The organism is Acidobacteriota bacterium (assembly GCA_026393755.1).
In the GTDB taxonomy this organism is placed as follows: Bacteria; Acidobacteriota; Vicinamibacteria; order Vicinamibacterales; family JAKQTR01; genus JBAXOX01.
The window spans coordinates 245,712-265,383 of sequence record JAPKZO010000040.1 but is presented as its reverse complement, the minus strand read 5'-3'; the positions used below and the strand labels follow the sequence as shown (position 1 = coordinate 265,383).

Annotated in this window: 14 protein-coding genes; 10 read left to right on the top strand and 4 right to left on the bottom strand. The window is 65.8% G+C overall.

Translation table 11 applies throughout. The features are described from left to right. The first annotated feature begins 108 nt into the window (after nt 1–108). Nucleotides 109–3,537 carry a S41 family peptidase gene (locus NTV05_18240; protein MCX6546336.1) on the top strand — a complete coding sequence of 1,143 codons (3,429 nt, stop codon included), beginning with the start codon at nt 109–111 and terminating at the stop codon, nt 3,535–3,537. A 73-nt stretch (nt 3,538–3,610) separates the two neighbouring features. On the opposite strand, the gene NTV05_18235 is transcribed toward NTV05_18240, so the two are convergent. Continuing rightward, complete coding sequence (locus NTV05_18235) at nt 3,611–6,502, bottom strand: insulinase family protein (GenBank protein ID MCX6546335.1); 2,892 nt, start codon at nt 6,500–6,502, stop codon at nt 3,611–3,613. 176 nt (nt 6,503–6,678) lie between these two features. Continuing rightward, a complete protein-coding gene (locus NTV05_18230; protein MCX6546334.1) occupies nt 6,679–8,508 on the bottom strand; it encodes an ATP-binding protein in 1,830 nt (609 codons plus the stop codon). Between the two features lie 102 nt (nt 8,509–8,610). Between NTV05_18230 and NTV05_18225 the strand changes: the two genes are divergently transcribed. From NTV05_18225 to NTV05_18200, 6 genes are all read left to right on the top strand, one after another. Continuing rightward, nucleotides 8,611–9,585, top strand: coding sequence for an ABC transporter permease (locus NTV05_18225; GenBank protein ID MCX6546333.1), 975 nt, complete (start codon nt 8,611–8,613; stop codon nt 9,583–9,585). Then, complete coding sequence (locus NTV05_18220) at nt 9,582–10,580, top strand: ABC transporter permease (GenBank protein MCX6546332.1); 999 nt, start codon at nt 9,582–9,584, stop codon at nt 10,578–10,580. Before NTV05_18225 ends, NTV05_18220 begins: the two co-directional genes overlap by 4 nt. 121 nt (nt 10,581–10,701) lie before the next feature. Next, nucleotides 10,702–11,583, top strand: a complete 882-nt coding sequence (locus NTV05_18215; GenBank protein ID MCX6546331.1) for a dihydrodipicolinate synthase family protein — start codon at nt 10,702–10,704, stop codon at nt 11,581–11,583. Nucleotides 11,584–11,657: 74 nt separating this feature from the next. Beyond that, entirely contained in the window at nt 11,658–12,686 is a 1,029-nt protein-coding gene (locus NTV05_18210; protein MCX6546330.1) for an alanine--glyoxylate aminotransferase family protein, read from the top strand. Beyond that, a complete protein-coding gene (mtgA, locus tag NTV05_18205; protein MCX6546329.1) occupies nt 12,664–13,470 on the top strand; it encodes a monofunctional biosynthetic peptidoglycan transglycosylase in 807 nt (268 codons plus the stop codon). Before NTV05_18210 ends, mtgA begins: the two co-directional genes overlap by 23 nt. Nucleotides 13,471–13,645: 175 nt before the next feature. Beyond that, the gene (locus NTV05_18200; protein MCX6546328.1) at nt 13,646–14,515 is read left to right on the top strand and encodes a hypothetical protein; all 870 of its coding nucleotides are present in this window, start codon (nt 13,646–13,648) and stop codon (nt 14,513–14,515) included. A 30-nt stretch (nt 14,516–14,545) separates the two neighbouring features. On the opposite strand, the gene NTV05_18195 is transcribed toward NTV05_18200, so the two are convergent. Next, nucleotides 14,546–15,109, bottom strand: a complete 564-nt coding sequence (locus NTV05_18195; GenBank protein ID MCX6546327.1) for a C40 family peptidase — start codon at nt 15,107–15,109, stop codon at nt 14,546–14,548. Nucleotides 15,110–15,161: 52 nt separating this feature from the next. Further along, on the bottom strand, nt 15,162–16,094 hold the full coding sequence (locus NTV05_18190) for a sugar phosphate nucleotidyltransferase (GenBank protein MCX6546326.1): 933 nt from the start codon (nt 16,092–16,094) through the stop codon (nt 15,162–15,164). Between the two features lie 164 nt (nt 16,095–16,258). Here NTV05_18190 and NTV05_18185 point away from each other — a divergent pair, with 164 nt between their 5' ends. The 3 genes from NTV05_18185 to NTV05_18175 all read left to right on the top strand — a co-directional run bounded on the left by NTV05_18185 (nt 16,259) and on the right by NTV05_18175 (nt 19,564). After that, nucleotides 16,259–16,792: an HNH endonuclease gene (locus NTV05_18185; protein ID MCX6546325.1), complete on the top strand. Its 534-nt coding sequence runs from the start codon at nt 16,259–16,261 to the stop codon at nt 16,790–16,792. 169 nt (nt 16,793–16,961) lie between these two features. Further along, the gene (locus NTV05_18180) at nt 16,962–17,891 is read left to right on the top strand and encodes a gluconolaconase (protein ID MCX6546324.1); all 930 of its coding nucleotides are present in this window, start codon (nt 16,962–16,964) and stop codon (nt 17,889–17,891) included. Nucleotides 17,892–18,019: 128 nt separating this feature from the next. Next, a complete protein-coding gene (locus tag NTV05_18175; GenBank protein MCX6546323.1) occupies nt 18,020–19,564 on the top strand; it encodes an amino acid permease in 1,545 nt (514 codons plus the stop codon). The last annotated feature ends 108 nt before the right edge of the window (nt 19,565–19,672 follow it).

Below are 19,672 nucleotides of genomic sequence, written 5' to 3'. Positions count from 1 at the left end.
TTCCGATTCGTTCCGCGGGAGCGCGGAAGCCCGGCGAAGGTGGCATTGGCACGCCGAAGTTGAGAGCGATCGCGGGTGATTGCGGACGGCGACATTTGAGGTGTGAAGATGATGCGAAGAGTCACGATCCTCGGCGTACTGGTTTCGTTCATCGTGGTTGGCGTGGCCGCGGCGGCGCCCGTCCGTCTGGCCCGTCATCCCGACTATCACGCGGGCAAGATTGCCTTCAGCTACCTCGGCGATATCTGGGTCGCAAACGAGGATGGATCGAATGTCGTACGGGTGACCGATAACACGGGACGCGACGTGTACCCTCGCTTCTCGCCCGACGGAAAGTGGATTGCCTTTGCGTCGAACCGCTACGGCAACTACGACGTGTTTGTGGTGCCGGCGGCCGGGGGCACGCCCAAGCGGCTGACGTATCACACCGGCAACGAAGAAGTCGTGGGATGGACGCGCGATTCGCAGCGGATCGTGTTCCGGACCGCCCGCGGCGACGGCGCGTTTCCAAGCGTGGCGACCCTCTACGAGGTGCCGGCTGCGGGCGGCGCCGACCGGGCGTTGCCAGTCGACTGGGGCTACTGGGGCAACTACTCGCCCGACGGCAAGCAGTTCGTCTTCAACCGCCATCCGGGCGTCTGGTCGCGCCAGCACTATCGCGGCAGTTACGCGGCCGATCTCTGGATTGGCGACCTGGCGCAGAAGACCTACAAACCGTTGCTCGGCGGCGAACGCTATAACCGGTACTGGCCGATGTGGGGTCCGAAAGACGAAATCTACTTCGTGGCTGATCCGCTGCCCAACGACAAGGCCGTCAAGCCAGGCAGCCCCGACGTCCTCAAGAGCGTGAACAATATTTACAAGGTCGGCATCGCAGGCGGCGCGCCCGTGCAGGTCACCAGGCACACGTCCGGCAGCCTGTTCTGGCCGTCGATGTCGAGCGACGGGAAAGTGATTGTCTACGAGGAGAACTTCGGCATCTGGAAGCTGGATGTGGCCTCCGGCCGCAGCACCGAAATCAAGATCGACATTGTCGCCGACGAGAAAGAGAACCAGGCGGATGTCGAGACGGTCGAGAACGAACTCGACGGATTTGATCTGTCACCGTCGGGCCGGCGCGCCGTGATTTCGACGCGCGGCCAGATCCTCACCATCGCGTCCGACCGCGGCGACATCACGCGGGTGGCGCCGGACTCGATGGCCTCGCGCAGCCAGTCGCCGAAGTGGTCGTTCGACGGAAAGTACCTCGCGTTCGTCTCCGACCGTTCAGGCCGCGACGAGATCTGGATCTGTGATGCGGAAGGGAAGGGCCTCAAGCAGATCACCACGCTCGACAACGAAAAGGGCGCGCTCATGTGGACGCCCGATTCGAAGTTGCTGCTCTACACGGCGGCCGACAAGAAGCTGTACAGCTACGCCGTGGCCGACGGCAAGACGGCCGTCATCACCTCGAGCGACGTCGGCCGGATTGGGTCGGTGGCGGTGTCGCCCGACAGCAAGTGGGTGGCCTTCTCGAAGCAGGATCGGACGATGAGGTCGCACGTGTACATCGCGCCCATCGCGGGCGGCGAAGAGCGGCACGTGTCGGACGACAGCCTGTTGTTCTCGGAGGGCAACGCCGTCTGGACGGCCGACGGCAAGTATCTCGTGTTCACCTCGTCGGCGGGTGTCAGCACGGGCGTCGCGTCGACGGGTGGGCGCTTCCCCAACACGATGCAGATGTGGGCCACCGCGCTGCGCGACCAGGAGAAGGATCCGCTCAACCGCGATATCGACAACGAGGCGCAGGGCCTGGCGGCGGAAGCCGCGGCAAGACCTGCGGGGGGAGGGCGCCCTTCGACAGGCTCAGGGCAGGGTGGAGCCGGCGCAGCGGGGCAGGCGCCGGTCGAGGTAAAGATCGACTGGGACGGCTTTGCGCGTCGCGCACGGCGGCTCAACGCGACGGGCGACACATTCGGAGGGCTGACGCCGACACCTGACGGCCATTCAGTGGCGTTTACGTCATCGGCGGCGCCCGCGGCGGGTGGTGCGGCCGGCGGAGGCGCGTCATCCTCCGGCATTTACATTCTCAACGTCGAGACCGATCAGGCCACGCGCGTGCCGCAGCCCGCGGCAGAGCCGGCGGCGGGCGGGCGAGGCGGACGGGGTGGCGGCGGCGGTTCCGGCGGCGGTGGCGGCATGGCCTTCACGCGCGACGGCCGCACGATCTACTTCCGCTCCGGGCGCGGACTCTATGCCGCGGCGGTTCCGAGCGGCGGTGGAGCAGGGGCGGCGGCCGCGGCGACGGGCGGCGGCCGCGGCGGGCGCGGCGGCGCGAGCTCGGCACCCGAGCCTGCGGCGAGCGGCGGGGCCACGGCGCGGCGCGTGAGCTTCAGCGCCAATCTCGAGATTGACCACAAGGCGCTGCGCAAGCAGGTGTTCAACGAGGGCTGGCGCATCATGAAGAACCGCTTCTACGACGCCAGGATGCACGGCGCCGACTGGAACGCGGCCAAGGTCCTCTATGAGCCGCTGCTCGAGTACCTCGTCGACGAGGAAGAACTGCACTCGGTGATGATGATGATGATCGGCGAGCTGAACGCTTCGCACACCGGCGTGAGCGGAGGCCCGGCCGCCGCGACACCCTCGCCCGCACAGACACGGTATCCGGGATTCGATCTCGTAGCCGACGCCTCCGGGTTCTACCGCGTCGGGCACATCTACAAGGCGGGCCCGGCCGATCACGATTACCTGAAGATTACGAAGGGCGACTTCGTGATCATGGTCGACGACCACGAACTGAAGACGTCTGACAGTTACTGGACGTACTTCACGCTGTCGGCGGGGCGCAAGTTCCACTTCCTGCTCAACAGCAAGCCGGCGAAGGACGGCGCGTGGGAATTGACGGTGGACCCGATCAGCGGCGGCGCGTTCGGAAACCTGCAGTATGCGAAATGGGTGGACGACCGCCGCGAGATGGTCAGCAGGCTCAGCAACGGCGAGATTGGGTATCTGCACATCCGGGCGATGGATGCGCCGTCGCTCAGGCAGTTCGAACTCGATCTCGCGGCGAACCGTACCAGGAAGGCGCTGGTGATCGACCAGCGCTTCAACGGCGGCGGCGGCATCGACCAGGAGCTGCTCGGCATCCTGGCAGGCCGCAAATATCAGTATGCCGTCGGCCGCGATTCGGACATGCAGGTGTGGCGCCCGCAGAACTTCTACGGGCCGATGGTCGTGATGGAGAACGAGCGCTCGGCCTCGGATGCCGAGATGTTCCCGCAGGGCTTCAAGGACCTCGGGCTCGGCAAGGTCATCGGCGTGCCATCGATGGGCGCGGTGATCGGGACCGGATCGTACACACTGCTCGACGGCTCGACGATCCGCACGCCGGGCAGCGGCGTGTGGACCGCGCGCGGCGAGAACATGGAGAACTTTGGCGTGCAGCCCGACGTGTACGTCGACAACACGCCGACCGATTTCGCCGCAGGCCGCGACCTCCAGATCGAGAAGGCGGTCGAGGTGTTGAAGGCGGAACTGGCGGCGGGGAAAAAGTAGCGAGGAGTCTCGAAGAGCTGCGTAGGGGCACGGCATGCCGTGCCCCTACGGTAGCGTCGCGGTTAGGGTCCGGTTACTGCTTCTTCTCCGGCATCAGCACGACCTTGACGTAGTTGTTCGTGTCAAGGTACGTCCTGGCTGCCTGCTGAATTGTGGCCCCGTCCAGCTTGTTGTAGAAGTCGGTCAACGTGAAGACTCCGGCCGGATCCTCGCCGCTCTCGTACCGGCCATAGAGCTGGGTCATCACGTATGCGTTCTGCTTCATGCTGGTTTCGTAGTCGCGCAGCAACGTGGTTTTCACATCGGCGGTGTGCTTCTCGCTCGGCCCCCCGGTCTTGAGCCCGTCGATCTCCTTGAGCATCGCCTTGACCAGTTCGTCCACGCGGGCCGGGCTGCACGTGAAGTTGATTAACAGCGAGTATTCGGGCACGGGTACCCGGTTGTAGTTGGCGCTGACCGTCACGCCATACGTGCCGCTGAGATCTTCGCGCAGCGTTTCCCGCAGCCGGTTGTCGAGCACCGAGGCCACGGCGCGGATGGCCACGCGATTGGCCTGCGTGTACTGGAACGGGCCATTGAAAATCAGGGCGACACGGCTCTGAGGCTCGATCCCCTTCTCGACGGTCTTCTCGTTGACGCCTTTCGGCAGGCGCATCCCGACGTCCTTCCACGTCTCGTGCCGGCCGGCCGAGGGGAGGCTGGCCAGATAACGCTCCACGAGCGGCTTCATCGCGTCGAGATCGAAGCTGCCCGTGAACACAAACGTGAATCCGCCGGCGTCGGCCATCCGCTCCTTGTAGAACGCCATCGACTTCTCGAGGCTCATCTCATCGACCAGTTCGGGACTCATCGGGCGTCCGCGGAAATGCCCCTGGCTCATGATCTGGCTGAGTGCCTCGCTGAAGGCGTAGGCAGGCGTGTTCTTCCGATTGGCCAGCATGGTCTTCATCTGGGAGGTAATCACCCCGAACATGGCCGGATCGGATCGCGGCTGCGTAAAGACCATGTGGATCAGCTGGAACATCGTCTCGAGGTCCTTCTTCGACCCGCTGCCAAACACCATGCTCGCGACGTCGCTGAACGACGCATTGGCCGACGCCACCTTGCCCGACAGCACCTTGCGCAGCTCGATCGCGCTGAACTGGCCGATCCCGCCCGATCCGACCACCTGGCTGGCCGTCATCGCGGCCACGTAGTCCTTGTCGCTGGCGAGCGACGTGCCGCCAGGGCTGAACGCGCGGAACACGATTTCGTCCTGCTTGAAGTCGGTCGGCTTGAGCGCCACCTTGACGCCGTTCGACAGCTCCCACTCGGTGATCCCGATGCCATCGCGGGTGTTGGTCTTGACGACGCGTCCCGGGCTTGGGATCGGATCAAGCAGCGGCTTGTTGTCGGAGGTGTCGACATAGGCGGCGACTTCCTTGACGCCGACGGCCTTGATCACCGCGGCCAGCGTGGCTTCGTCGGGAACGACCAGGCCCTCCTTCTGAGGGCCAGACACGATGACGATGCGGTTCGACTCGGCGAGCCATCTTGTGGCGAGCGCGTTGATCTCGGCGAGCGTAATCTCAGGCAGGAATCGCTGATAGAGCTCGTACTCGTACACGATGCCCGGGATCGGCTCCTGCACCAGCGCGTGGCGTGTGTACTCGTTGGCGAGCATCGCGGACTGCAGCTTGTCCTTCTCGCCGGCCTGCTGCTCGAGACCGCGCAGCCTGTCACGCTTCTGCCGATCAAACTCGGTGGGCGTGAACCCGTGGCGCGCGACCCGCTGTGCCTCCGTCAGCAGCGCGTCCAGGCCACGTTCGATCCCGGTTTCCTTCACCATCGCATTGAGCGTCGCCGCCTCCTTGCCGCGCAGGAAGGGGCCGATGCCCGCCCCTGCGCCCACGAACGGCGGATCCGGCTTCTGGGCCAGTTCCGAAAAGCGGACGTTGAGCATGCGCTCGGCGAGGTTCTCGACAATGTCCTGGCGGTACGCGCCGATCGTCGTGTGGTCCCGCGCCGGCAACTTGTTGATGACACCGACGGTGGTTCCCGTCATCTCTTTGTCGGTTTCGATCGTATAGAGCGTGCCGGGAGTGTCGAGTACGGCGTACGCGGTTCGTGCGCGGGGAGTCTTCACGGCCGGGATCGCCGCGAAGCGCTGCCGGATCGTGGCTTCGACAGCCGCCTTGTCGAAATCGCCCACGGCGATAACCGTCATCAGGTCGGGGCGGTACCAATCGGCATAGAACTTCTTCAGGCGATCGGGCTTGAAGTTCTGCAGGATCTCCGTCTTGCCGATCGGCAGCCGCTCGGCATAGCGTGAGCTCTTGAACAGGATCGGAAACTGCTTGTCCTGGATTCGCGCGCCGGCACCGCGCCGGCCGCGCCACTCCTCGATGATGACGCCGCGCTCCTTGTCGATCTCAACCGGATCAAACGAGACGTTGTGCGCCCAGTCCTCGAGGATGAGAAATGCCTGATCGAGCAGCCCCGCCTTGTCCGTCGGAATCTGCAGCATGTACACGGTTTCGTCGAAACTCGTGCCGGCGTTGATGCTCGGCCCGAACTTCATGCCGGTGGACTGCAGGAAGTCAATGAGTTGCTGCTTCGGAAAATGAGACGTGCCGTTGAACGCCATGTGTTCGACGAAGTGCGCCAACCCCTGCTGGTCGTCGTCTTCGAGAACCGACCCGGCGTTGACGACAAGCCGAAGTTCGGCCCGGTTGGCCGGCACCTTGTTCGCACGGAGGATGTAGCGCAATCCGTTCGGCAACCGGCCCGCCGTGACTGACGGATCGATCGGAACCGCTTGCGTGAGCGCCGCGGTCCTGGCGGATGTTGCGGCGGCCGCCGGCGGTGCCTGAACGGCGGCCTGAGGCTTCGCTGGAAGCGTAGTCTGGCCCGCAAGCGGCAAACCCAGTGCTGCGAGCATCACGATCGCGATCACGACGAACCACGGCCGCTTGACTGTCACCATAGACCTGTCCTCCTGTCTGGCGCCAACCCGGACGCCGAATCGGGTAGCGGTGTGTGCGATGACGCGGATTCTACTGCAGAGACGATGCGGTCGGCTCAGTTGTCCACAGCCTGGAAACACCACAAAGACGCGCGTAGGCCGGGCGGTCCGCCTCCGCGCTCCCATATCGCAAATGTCTAGCGCACGTGTGCGGGATCCGCCGTTGGTGCGGCGGGAATCAAGACCTCCACACAGGTGCCCACGCCCAGTTCGCTGGTCACCGCCATCGCCCCGCCATGCTGGGTGACGACGACGTAGGCGGTCGCCAACCCCAGCCCGCGGTTGCGCGGTTTCGGTTTGGTGGTGAAGAACGGTTCGTACAGGTGAGCCAGGACGTCTCGCGGCATTCCGACACCCGTGTCGCGGACGACGACTCGACCGTAACGTCCTGGCCTTACGGCCTTCGCAATCGCCTCCAGCGGATCGAGATCCACCCACCCGGTCTCAATCGTCAGTCTGCCGCTGCCCTCGATCGCCTCACCAGCGTTGGTGGCGAGCGGCATCAGCACCTCGCGCAGGTAGTCGGCCGACATGGCGACACGGCCGTCACCGCACCCGAGCGGAGCATCGACCGCGGCCCGCGGCTTGACGATCGCGCGAATCTCCGGCAGCAGTTCCGTCACCTTCCTGTCGAGAACGATCGACGCCGGATGAAACGGCTGGCCCCGGCTCAGGATCAGCAATCGCGTCGTGAAGAGGGTCGTGCGCCGGACGACGTCATGAGCGCGACGGAGGTTGTCGGCATGCACATCGTCAGTGCCGAGATCGTCGAGCGTGAGGTCGATGTACCCGCCGATCGCGTTGAGCAGGTTGAGAAACTCGTGCGTCACCACGCTCGACAATCGGCCGAGGGCCTCCATCTTCCTGGCTTCGCGCAGGCGTTCCTCGAATGCCGCCCGCGCTCGCTCGGCGGCAGCGCGTTCCCGTTCGAGAGACCGGTACGCGACGATGCTGGTCCCGCCGAGCAGCGCCATCGCCGCCAGCGCCACGACATTCTGGGTGGCCTCAGCCGTCGCCGTCAGTGCGCCCGTCTCGTGCAACGCGGCGTGCACGAGCGGAAAGCAGGCAGCGAGCGCGATCAGCCGGAAGGCCACCGCCGCCGGCTCTCGGTCGCGTGCGGCCGCGTGTTCTGCCGCCGCAGGGCGGATCGGTCCCCATTGCACCTGCCGCAGCCTGAACGCTACCAGCAGACACAGTGGAGGCACGCTCCACATTACGCCGATCCCTGAGCCGTTTGGCAGCGTCACCAAACCCTTCACGATCAACACGTCGATCAGGTTGGTTACCAGCAAGGCACCGAAGGCCGCTGCGATCCCGCCGTAGATCCAGGTCCAGCGCGGCGATCGGCATTCGACGGCCAGGCTCGCGAATCGGGCCGCGATGATCACGTCGAGTACGACGAACAGCGGGGCAGCCCTCAGCCGCCCAGCCGGCCACGTCGAATCAATCGCGATGGGCACGACGATGAAATACACGAACCAGCCGATGCTCCACAGCACCAGGCCGGACCAGTTGAGCCAGCGAGCGGTCAGCCGGGATTCGGAGCCTTGCGGCCGGTGCGGCAGCCGCTCGGCGGCCAGCAGGAACGGGACATAGAAGCACACGTAGCCGGCTGCCACCATCGCATCACGGATCGGGCTGCCCCCGACGCCTTGGGACGCCGTGACGAGCGTGACGGTCACCAGCCAGCACAGGCTTCCCGCGCCGAGCGTCAGCCAGAATCGTCGCTCGTTGGGGTCGTCGATGCGCGTGAGAGCGTAGAAGGCAGCCGCGGCCGCAATGGCGACAAACGGGATCTGAACGCCGGAAACGCCCAAGCCGGCCAGCGCCGCCGGAGCGAGCAGCGGGACGCCGTAGATCGCGACCTCGACAGCGACTACCCACGCGGCCAATTGCACCAGATGGTCGTGCAGCAGTGCGCGAGCCGCGGAGGGTCGGTCGGAGAGCAGATTCTGGTCGGATGCCATGAAGTCTGTCTAACGTTACCTCGGAGCGGGCCGGGTTCGACGTCCGATTTCGAAAGAAAAACAGGCGCGTCTCCTCGACGCCAGCCGTGCAAGAATACGGCCGTGGCACGGTATCTCGCAAGGCGCATTGCGTTCTCGCTGCTCCTCGTCCTGGTGGTGGCCTCCTCGGCGCTGGTCCTGACCAGGATGGCTCCCGGTGATATTACGACGGAACAGGTGGGCACCGGCGTCTCCGGGAAGACGCTGGCTGCCGATCGGCTGCGGCTCGGGCTGGATCGGCCGTTGGCCGTGCAATACCTCGAATGGCTGGGCCGGGCCGTGCAACTGGATTTCGGGACGTCGCTGATGTACGGGCGTCCAGTGGCGGGGCTGGTGGCCGAACGCGCCCGCAACACCGCGCTGCTGGCGGTGGTCGCGCTGCTGGCTGCCACCCTGATCGGGCTGCCGCTCGGCGTCCTCGCGGGGAGCCGGAGCGGGATGGTGTCGGCGCTGGTCAGATCGGGTTCGGTGCTGGCGCTCTCGCTGCCGTCGCTGGTCAGTTCGCTGTTGCTGGTCTTCGTGGCAGCGCGCACCGGCTGGCTGCCGACCGGCGGCATGACTGCCCTGGAGCCAGGCGCGGGCGGATGGTTCGCCGCCGTCGTGGACCTGGCGCGCCACCTCGTGGTGCCGGCCGCCGCACTCACTCTGCCGCTTGCCGCCACGATCGAGCGCCTGCAGGCGCGCGCCGTCGCGGACACGCTTCGGGAACCGTTTGTACTGGCCGCGCTTGCTCGCGGCGTGCCCGCCTCGCGCGTCCTGTGGCGGAGTGCCCTCAAACCGGCCCTGCGGCCGGTGACGGCGATCTACGGCCTCATCTTCGGCAGCCTTCTCAGCGGATCGTTCGTGGTCGAAATCGTCACGTCGTGGCCGGGGCTCGGCCGCCTGATGTTCGATGCGCTCCGATCGCGCGACCTGTACCTGGTAGCCGGATGCGCGGCCGCCGGCGGGGCGTTTCTCGCGCTGGGTGGCCTGCTGTCCGATCTCGCCCTCGCCATCGTCGACCCGCGGCTGCGTGGGTCGACCGAGGCCCGATCATGAGGCGCGTCGGCTGGGGCCTGCTCATCGGCGTGGCGCTCCTCGCGCTGGCCGCTCCGCTTCTGACACCTCACACGCCCGGCCAGCGTTTCGTCGACCGTCTCTACGCGCCGCCGATGAGGCCTCACATCCTCGATGCCGACGGGCGCTGGCACGCGCCGTTCGTCTATCCGGTGCAACTGGCCGACCGGCTCGAACGCCGATATGAGGAAGACCGCGCGCATCCCGTCCCTCTGCGATGGTTCTCCGGGGGTGTGATCGTCGACGCGTCTTCCGAGGACGGAGCACCGTGGCTGCCGCTCGGCGCTGACGGGTCCGGGCGCGACGTGTTCGCGCGACTCGCTTACGGCGCGCGGCTGTCGCTGGGCGTCGCGCTGGTCGCCACGCTCGGCGCCCTGCTGATCGGCACGCTGGTCGGCGGCGCGGCCGGAGTGTCGGGCGGGCTGGTAGACGACGGGCTGATGCGTCTGTCGGATTTCGTCGTCGTACTGCCCGCGATGTATGTGGTGTTGGCGCTGAGGGCGGCGATGCCGCTGGTGCTGGAGACGCCTGCCGTCTTTGCGCTGGTGGCTGGCATTATGGCGGTTGTCGGCTGGCCGCTCGTCGCGCGCGGTGTCCGCGCGATCGTGGCCGCCGAACGCGATCGCGACTATGCACAGGCCGCGCGCTCGCTGGGTATGGGCCGATGGCGGCTGCTCGTGCGGCACCTCCTGCCCGCCGCACGAGGGTACCTCGCGACACAGGCGACATTGCTGTTGCCCGGCTTCATTCTCGCCGAAGCCACACTCTCGTACGTGGGTCTCGGGTTTCCGGATCCTGACGCCAGCTGGGGATCGATGCTCCAGGAAGCCGCCACGATCGCCGCCATTGCGGACGCGCCGTGGACGCTTGCTCCGGCGGTTGCCATCTTCGCCGTGGTCCTGGCTGTCAATCTCATCGTCCAGACGCCGGAATTCAGTGCGGTGCCAGGATTGGGCGCGCGTTCTGACGGCGCCTAATCCGGTCGGCGTCTTGCCGTGGTGTGTTCGACGAGTAGACGATGCGGTATTCTTGCTTCTTATCGAACGACGAATGCCACCGACTATCGACTGCTGACGACTTCTTCTCTTGGCTGCAACCATGAATCTGAACGGCATCTATCCGCCCGCCATCACCCCTTTTGCGAATGACGAGATCGACATCGCCGGTCTGGCGCACAACACGAAGCGCTGGATGAAGACGGGTCTCGGCGGGTTGCTTGTGCTCGGGTCGAATGGCGAAGCGGCGTTTCTCGACGAGGATGAGGCCGAGCGCGTCGTGGCGACCGTGCGCGAGCACACGCCGCGCGATCGGGTACTGCTCGCGGGTACGGGGCGCCAGTCCACGCGGGCGACGCTGGCGGCCACCAAACGGGCGGCGAAGGCCGGAGCCGACGCGGTGCTCGTGCTGACGCCGTTCTACTTCAAGAGCCAGATGACGCAGGAGGCGCTCGTCGCGCATTACCGCGCCGTCGCCGACGAGTCACCGGTGCCGGTGCTGCTCTACAACTTCACCAACGTCACCGGCATCAACCTGGCGCCGGATGCCGTGGCGGCCCTCTCGGAGCATCCCAACATCGTCGGCCAGAAGGACTCAAACGGGGACGTGGGCCAGGCCGCCGCGATCGTGGCCCGCGTGCCGCCGGACTTTCCGCTGCTGGTCGGATCGGCTGGCACGCTCTATCCGGCGATGATGATGGGCGCCGCCGGCGCGATCATCGCCGTGGCCAACGTGGTTCCGGATGTCTGCGTGAAGCTGTACGATCTGGTCCGCGCCGGCCGCCACGACGAGGCGCGGGCGCTGCAGCGGCGGTTGACGCCGCTCGCCGTTGCGGTCACCGGCACCTACGGGATCGCGGGGCTGAAGGCGACGATGGGGATGGCTGGGTACGTCGGGGGCGCGCCGCGCATGCCGCTGCGGCCAGTCAAGCCCGAGGCTATCGCGGTGCTGCGCAAACTGTACGACGAGCTGGTGGCAATATGATCTTCCTTCCCGAGTCTGAAAGAATTCTCCTTGGCCCCGGCCCGAGCATGGTGTCGCCGCGGGTGATGCGCGCGATGGCCGCTCCGGTCCTGAGCCATCTCGATCCTGAATTGATGGGCATGATGGACGCCATGCGCGGGCAGCTTGCGCAGGTCTTCCGCGCGCCCGCCGGGTCGTTTGCTTTCGCGGTCTCCGGCACCGGGACGTCGGCGATGGAGATGGCCGTCGCGAACCTGGTCGGTGACACGACGCGCGTCCTGTCGGTGGTGGGAGGCTACTTTGCCGATCGCATCGCCGGCATGTGCCAGCGATATGGCGGCCAGGTGACGCGGCTCGAGCACGAGTGGGGCCGCGCCGTTGACCCCGAGGCCGTGCGGCGCGCTCTCAAGGAGCGGGGCGCCGACATCGTCACCATCGTGCACGCCGAAACGTCGACCGGCGTGCTCAATCCGGTCGAACAGGTCGCGGCCATTGCCCGCGAGTCCGGCGCGCTGGTCATCGTCGATGCCGTCACCTCGCTTGGTGGCCACCCGCTCGACGTGGAGAAGTGGGGCATTGGTGCCTGCTACAGCTGTGCGCAAAAATGCATCGGTGCGCCATCCGGCATCGCGCCGATCGTGTTCTCGCCCGCTGCGCTGGAGCGAAGGGTCAAGGCGCGCAGCTTCTATTTCGATCTCACACTGCTCGAGGACTACTGGCTGCGCCGCAAGTACCATCACACGATCTGTGCGTCGCTCGTCTACGCGCTGCGCGAAGCGCTGCTGATGGTCGAAGAGGAAGGGCTCGAGGCGCGGTGGCGCCGGCACCGCGAGAACCACAATGTCCTGGCGGCCGGCCTCAACACGCTGGGTCTTTCGCTGCTGCCGCCCGAGCCCGAACGGCTGTGGACGCTGAACGCGGTTCGGGTACCAGACGGCGTGGACGAGGCGGCGGTGCGCACGAAGATGCTGCAGCAATTTGACATCGAAGTGGGTGCGGGCCTCGGGCCGCTTGCTGGCAGGATTTGGCGGGTTGGCCTGATGGGCGCCAGTTCGACCCCCGCAATCATTCTGTTGTTCCTGGGGGCGCTGGAGTCCGTGCTTGGCGCTCAGAAGGGTCGGTGACAGGAAATGGGGCCAGGCCCCTTTTTCGCGGCGCGGGCGTGAGGCGCAGGTGATCCGGAAGCTGTTCACCGGGATTGTCGTGCTCGCGGCAGTCGGATTCGGCTGCGCGGCCTATGTCTACCTCACACTGCCGGACATCCGATCACTCCGCCGGGTCAACCCGCCGACCACCGCCTTTATCGAGTTGCGCATGCGCGAGGCCGAGCGTGCGGGAAAGAAGCCGCGGCGCGTGCAGACCTGGGTGCCGTACGAACAGATCTCGTCGGCTGTGAAACGCGCGGTGCTGGTGACCGAAGACGCCGCCTTCTTCGGGCACGAGGGCATTGATTTCGACGAACTGGAGAAGTCGTTTGAATTGAACTGGAAGAAGGGTCAGTTTCTGCGCGGGGGCAGCACGATCACCCAGCAACTGGCCAAGAACCTCTATCTGTCGCCGTCGAAGAACCCCGTGCGCAAGTTCAGCGAGTTCCTGATCGCGCGCCGGCTGGAAGCTGAGCTGTCAAAACGGCGGATCTTCGAGATCTATCTGAATGTCATCGAGTGGGGTGACGGGATCTACGGCGTTGAGGCGGCGGCTCGCCACTATTTCGGGATTCCGGCCTCCGCGCTCGGACCCGAACAGGCGGCGATGCTGGCATCGATGATCTTCAATCCCCGCCAGTACGATCCCGCGCGGCCGACCCCGTTTCTGCGGCAGCGCCAGCAACTCATCCTGTCCCGCATGGGGGCCGTGGCGCCCCCGCCGGCCGACCAGCCGGGCCCCCCTCCGCCGCCGAGAACCTGAATCCCACTGGCCTGCCAGCCTAATGCGCGGCAGCTGGACAGCCGACATGAACTAGAGACGGTTTCAAGACCTGCGTGAGCGGCCTGTTTCTCGACCGCTAGCACGGGTCTTGAAACCGGTCATCTTAAAGCGTGACGCGGAGTGATCGGGCGTCTCCCGGGATTGTCCAGTTCGCATGATCAATTACACAGCCCATGTCCACCGACTCATGGAGGACATCGTTTCCCGCGTGCCGGCGCTCGCGGCCATCGACATCCGCGACGTGCTGGTCTTCGCCCGGTTGGGGCGCACAGACACCCACGGCGCCTATGCCACCTGTCACAGCCTCATGCTGCCCGACAGCGAGGCGGCGTACTACTTCTGGCGCGACCGGCGCACCGGACGTCTGACGCGGCGCTCGGAGTGGTTCATTACGCGGTCGCCGCACGTGAGAGTGGGCGGCCGGCGCGTCACGCATCTGATTTCGCTTTCGCTGCCGCGATTCTGCGACCAGACGCTGGCAGGCTCAGCCAAGCAGGATGCCTATCCCCACGGCTCCGACTGGAACGCGAAGCTCGACACGATCATTCACGAGCTGTATCACGTCGATCCGCACGGCGGAGGGATTCGGGCGTCGACCCGATCGGACGGCCGGCCCTCGGCGCAGACGCACACGGCGCAGTTTTTTCGGGACGTGTCGCAGATGGTGCGTGAGTACCTGGACAGCCGGCCCGACCCGGCCATCTCTGAATTCCTGACGCATCGCTTTGACGAACTCACGAGGCTCCATGGAGCCGTCGCCGCCGAGACGTTCCGCGCGTTTCCGTCGTTTCCCCAGCGCTTTCGGGAACCGGTGATTGAGCAGCCACGCCTGCCGCGCGCCACCCATGTCGTGCCGCTCGATGGCCGACAGCACCAGCGCTTCTACACCGACGCCGATCTTGAGACGCGCCAGTTCCTGGAGCGATCCACTCGACGGGTCGACACCGGCGCGCAGGTCGGGACGATCAAGGGCATCCATCCCCGCCAGCCTTCACACCTCGCCGCTCATCGCCGGCCGCGGTAGGAGCGGGTTCGGCTGAACCCGCGTGGCTTGTCAGGGCGCGGGTCTGGACGAACCGAGCCGCCTGGCGCCGGCGTAATGCTGGGACCAGTACGGCGACGTCAATGGCTCGACGCGGACCACGCCCCTCGAATTCGGCGCGTGCACGAATGCATCGCGGCTCGTCGCAATGCCAACATGCGTCAGACCGGGCCCGGTGGTGCTGAAGAACACGAGATCACCCGGCCGGATGTCCTCCCGCTCGACGGGTTGGCCCATGCTCGCCTGGGTGGCTACATTGCGCGGCAATTCCACGCCGTTCAGATGGTAGACGTACCTGACAAACCCGCTGCAGTCGAACCCGGTCGGCGTCGTGCCTCCGAGCACGTACGGCGTGCCGAGATATCCGAGCGCGGTGCGCACCACGCCCGAGTCCAGTAACGGCGCGACCGACGACGAACGAGGCAGAAGCACAGCCGAATCCGATGGCGGCTCAACCAGCGAGGGGCGGGGCGGAAGCACGTGGAGCGTGGGTCCCCGGCTGGCGGCGCACCCGGTCAACAGGAACGCGCACAACCCGAACAGGAGCAGTGGTGCGCAGGCGCGGGGGAGAGGCATCTTGGATGCTCTATCGGTCGAATGGGGGATAAAGTTCAGTCGTTCACACCGATCAGGCGGTCGCACCGAGATTGGCGTCCAGCGTCCGGCACGAGGTGTCAGCCGGACGTCGTGCCGTCCGGAGGTGCCGGCTCTGGTACGCGGAGACGCGAGCGGGCGTGCCCAGATCGCTCCATCCGCACGGGGGGACGCGAACCACCGCCAGGCTCGAGGCCGATTTCGTCAGGACGTCTCGCGACAGGTCTGCGCTTGGCAGGTCGGCGTAGAAATCACTCAGGCTCACGGCCGCAGTTCCGGCTTCCTCCCTCGCGACAAACGACCGGACCAGATCGGGTACCGACTGCTGGCAGGCTCGGAGCAACGCGCTCGCCCGAGCGACGATCATGAAGCTGTTGACCAGGGCGCCACGCCGCATCAACGCGAGCGCGCCGTCCAGATTCGGCTTCTCGACGAAGTGCGCCACGCCGGCGATGGCGCCGTCCCCGGCCGGCAGAATCCAGCCGTAGTCCGGATCACACTGCTCCGGGATCATGCCCAGCAGCAGAATGCGGCGATGACTGCTCCCCCGAGTCCTCAGTGTCTCGAGCAGCGCATCACGCAGGACGGGCTCGTTGGCGACGTAGTGGTCCGATGGCAGCAACAGCAGTCTGGCCTTCGGATCGCGATGGAACAACACGTCGACCGCGGCCAGCAGCACGCCAGCCGCAGTGCCGCAATTCCTCGGTTGAACGATGAGATTGTCGGGCGGCACGTCGGCCAGATCCCGTTCCCAGTAGCGCCGGTGCTGCTCGGCGACCACGAACAGGACGCGCTGGCGAGGCACCACGCCAAGGGCCCGGGCGAACGCCCAGCGAATCATCGATTCGCCGCCGGCAAATGACCAGTACTGTTTGGGAATCAACCGGCCGTCATAGCCGGTCGTCAGAGAAGCCACACGCTGTCCGTCGCCACCCGCCAATACGACCGCCCACGCGTGCGCGCTCATATCCGGCTCCGGGGTCTGTGTGCAAGTGCCTTAGTGTACGACATTCGGCTGGAGTCTTCAAGCTGCGGGGAGGCGCGGGACGGCGCGTTGCGGCCGCCTATGGCGCCTGTCGGACGCCGTTGGACGCCTTGACACTCACCGTCGCCGTTCTGCACAATGCCCTCATGGAGCAGACGCTCCTCCTCAACGCTTCGTACGAGCCATTGAAGGTGGTTCATTGGCGCAAAGCCATGACGCTGTGGTGTCAGGGCAAGGTTGAGGTGATCTCGGTCTATGACCGCGAGATTCACAGCGTCTCGATCACGTTCCGTCTTCCATCGGTCATCCGGCTGCTGCGCTACGTCAGGATCAAGCACCGTTTCGATTACGTGCCGTTTTCGCGGGCGAATATCTACGCCCGCGATGAGCACACGTGCCAGTACTGCGGCCACCGGATGTCCACCAGCGAACTGACGTTCGACCACGTGGTGCCGGTGTCCCACGGCGGCCGAAAGGCCTGGGAGAACATCGTCACCTGCTGCGTGTCGTGCAACCGGCGGAAGGGCGGGCGCACCCCGGCCGAGGCCCGGATGCACCTGGTCCGGTCGCCCAAACGGCCTGAGTCGGTACCCGCACTGCGAATTACCATCGGGATCCGCCAGGCGCCAGAAAGCTGGCGCGACTACCTGTATTGGAACGTTGAACTCGAGGACGACTAGGTGGGTGCGGTGAACATGGACATTTGTCGTCGCCTGCACGCCCGGACGGCCTCGCCCGTGAGCGATCCTGCCCCCCGTGTCTGAGATTCCCGACTGCTGCGTGACGTCGGTCGAGCCTGTCTGGGCTGTGCCCGGTGCGCGGATAACCGTTCGCGGGAAGGTCTTTCCTGTGTCCGGTGAGCGCCTGCCGGCCGTCCATGTGGCCGGACTCGATGCGCACGTCGTGGTCGCGGGGTCCAGTCGGCTCGGCGTGATCGTCCCGGATCGCGCACCAGGAGGCCGCGCCGTTGTGACCGTCGACGGAGCGGCCGGCCACGCGGAACTCGAGATTGGGACAGTCGTCGCGAAAGAGATTCATCAGGTCGACAATCCCGCGATCGCTTCCTCTGGCACGCTGTACGCGACGTGCAGCGGGCGGCGCGGTCAGGAAGTCCCGGTGTCGGTCGTCCGCGTCGGCACCGGCGGTGTCCAGGAGCCGTACCTCAGCGGCATCGTCAACGCCACGTCCATGGCCTTTGACGCCCGTGGAACGCTGCACATCTCCAGCCGCTTCGATGGCACGGTCTACCGCGTCATGCCCGACGACACGCTCGAGGTGGTCGCCAGCGAACTTGGCGTCGCATGCGGGATCGCCTTCGGATCGGACGGGACGCTGTTTGTCGGCGACCGCGGCGGCACGATCTTCCGGATTGGACAGACTGGTAGAGTGGTGCCGTTTGTGACGCTTCCGCCCAGTATCGTGGCGTACCATCTCGCCATCGGGCCAGAGGACGACTTGTTTGTTGCGGCGCCAACGCTTGACCCGTGTGACCGCGTCTACCGGATCAGCCGGTTGGGCGAGGTGAAGGTCGTGTCCACCGAGTTCGGGCGTCCCCAGGGTCTGGCCTGTGATGCGGAAGGCCAACTGTGGGTGACGGAAGCCGTGGCTGGCGGCGCGGGCCTGTACCTGGTTCGCGAGGGCCGTCCACGTGAACTCAGGATGGCGGCATCGTCGCTGGTCGGCGTGGCCTTTGACCCGCGCGGCGGGTTGGTGGTGGCGTCCGGTGACACGGTCTACAGGCTGAACGCGCCGGTGCGGCCCTGGATCCCCCGGGCATGAGGCCCGGGGAATCGGGCGCGATGAATCGCACCCCTACGGGTTTCTCTGGCGAATCCTGAATCCCGAATCCCGAATCCCGTCTAGACTACATGACTACCGACTACTGACTACTGACTACCTCTTCCCCTATGTCCTTCAAACAACTCACCGCCGTCAAGTCCCTGGATCGTCTGACTCGAGATACCGAAGATCCCACGCGCCAACTCAAGCGAACGCTTGGGCCGGTCCAACTGACCGCACTGGGGATCGGCGCCATCATCGGGGCCGGCATCTTCTCGTCGGTCGGATCAGCCGCCGCAGGAGGAGCGCAGCATCTGGGCGCGGGCCCGGCCGTCGTTCTTTCCTTCGTGCTGACGGCCGTCGCGTGCGGCTTCGCGGCGCTTTGCTACTGCGAGTTCGCGGCGATGGTGCCCGTGTCGGGGTCCGCCTACACCTACGCGTATGCCACGCTCGGTGAACTGATCGCCTGGGTGATTGGCTGGGATCTGATCCTCGAGTACGCCGTCGGGAACGTGGCGGTCGCGGTATCGTGGTCCGGCTACTTCCAGGAACTGCTTCGCGGTCTGGGCATGGACTGGCCGCGATGGCTGGGCACGGATTTCCGATCAGCCGGCCAGGCGGCCACGCAGTTGGCGGCGACCGTGGCCGCACACGGCGACGTCGGGGCGCTTGGTCCCGTCGTGATGCGGGCGGCCGACGCGTTCAACGCGGCGCCGCGAATCGCGGGCGTGCCAATCATTCTCGATCTTCCGGCGTTTCTGATCGTCGCGTTCATCACGTGGGTGCTCGTGAGGGGCATCAGTGAGAGCGCGTGGCTGAATTCGGCGATGGTCGGTCTCAAGCTGCTCATCATCGCGTTCTTCATCATCGTCGGCGCCTTCTACGTGAAGCCAGAGCACTGGACCCCGTTTGCGCCGAACGGGTTCAAGGGCATCTCGAGCGCGGCCGCCATCATCTTCTTCGCCTATATCGGGTTCGACGCCGTGTCGACCGCCTCCGAAGAGGCAAGGAACCCGCAGCGCGACATGCCGATTGCGATGATCGCCAGTCTGGTGATCTGCACGGTCATCTACATCCTGGTGGCGCTGGTGCTGACCGGATTGCTCAAGTGGGATCAGCTCGGCACGGCCGAGCCGCTCGCCACGGCCTTCTCGTCACTCGGGATGACGTGGGCCGCCGGCATCATCTCGCTGGGCGCCGTGTTCGCGACCACCAGCGTGCTCGTCGTGTTTCAGCTCGGGCAGCCGCGCATCTTCTTCTCGATGGCGCGTGACGGTCTGCTTCCTGCGTGGGCGGCCAAGATTCACCCGAAGTACCGTACGCCGCACATCACCACGATGATCACCGGGCTGGTCGTGGCGACGTTTGCCAGCTTCATGAACATCAACGAAGTCGTGGAGCTCACCAACATCGGCACGCTGTTCGCGTTTGTGCTGGTGGCCATCGGCATCATCATCCTGCGGCGCACGAATCCGGATCGGCACAGGCCATTCCGGACGCCGTTTGTGCCGTTTGTGCCACTGATGGCGGTGGTGATGTGCACGTACTTGATGTTCCAGCTGCCCCTGGTCACGTGGGTGCGGTTCTTCGTGTGGCTGGCGATCGGATTGGTGATCTACTTCGCGTACGGCGTGCGCCACAGCGTGCTGCGGTCGTCCAACAGGGCGTCATGAGGGGAGATGTGGTGGGGTCAGATCCGAAACGCAACATTCTCCATCAGACTGGATCTTGCTGCCCCGTGGGGTCTGACCCCACGCAGCACGTGGTTGACGATGATGCGC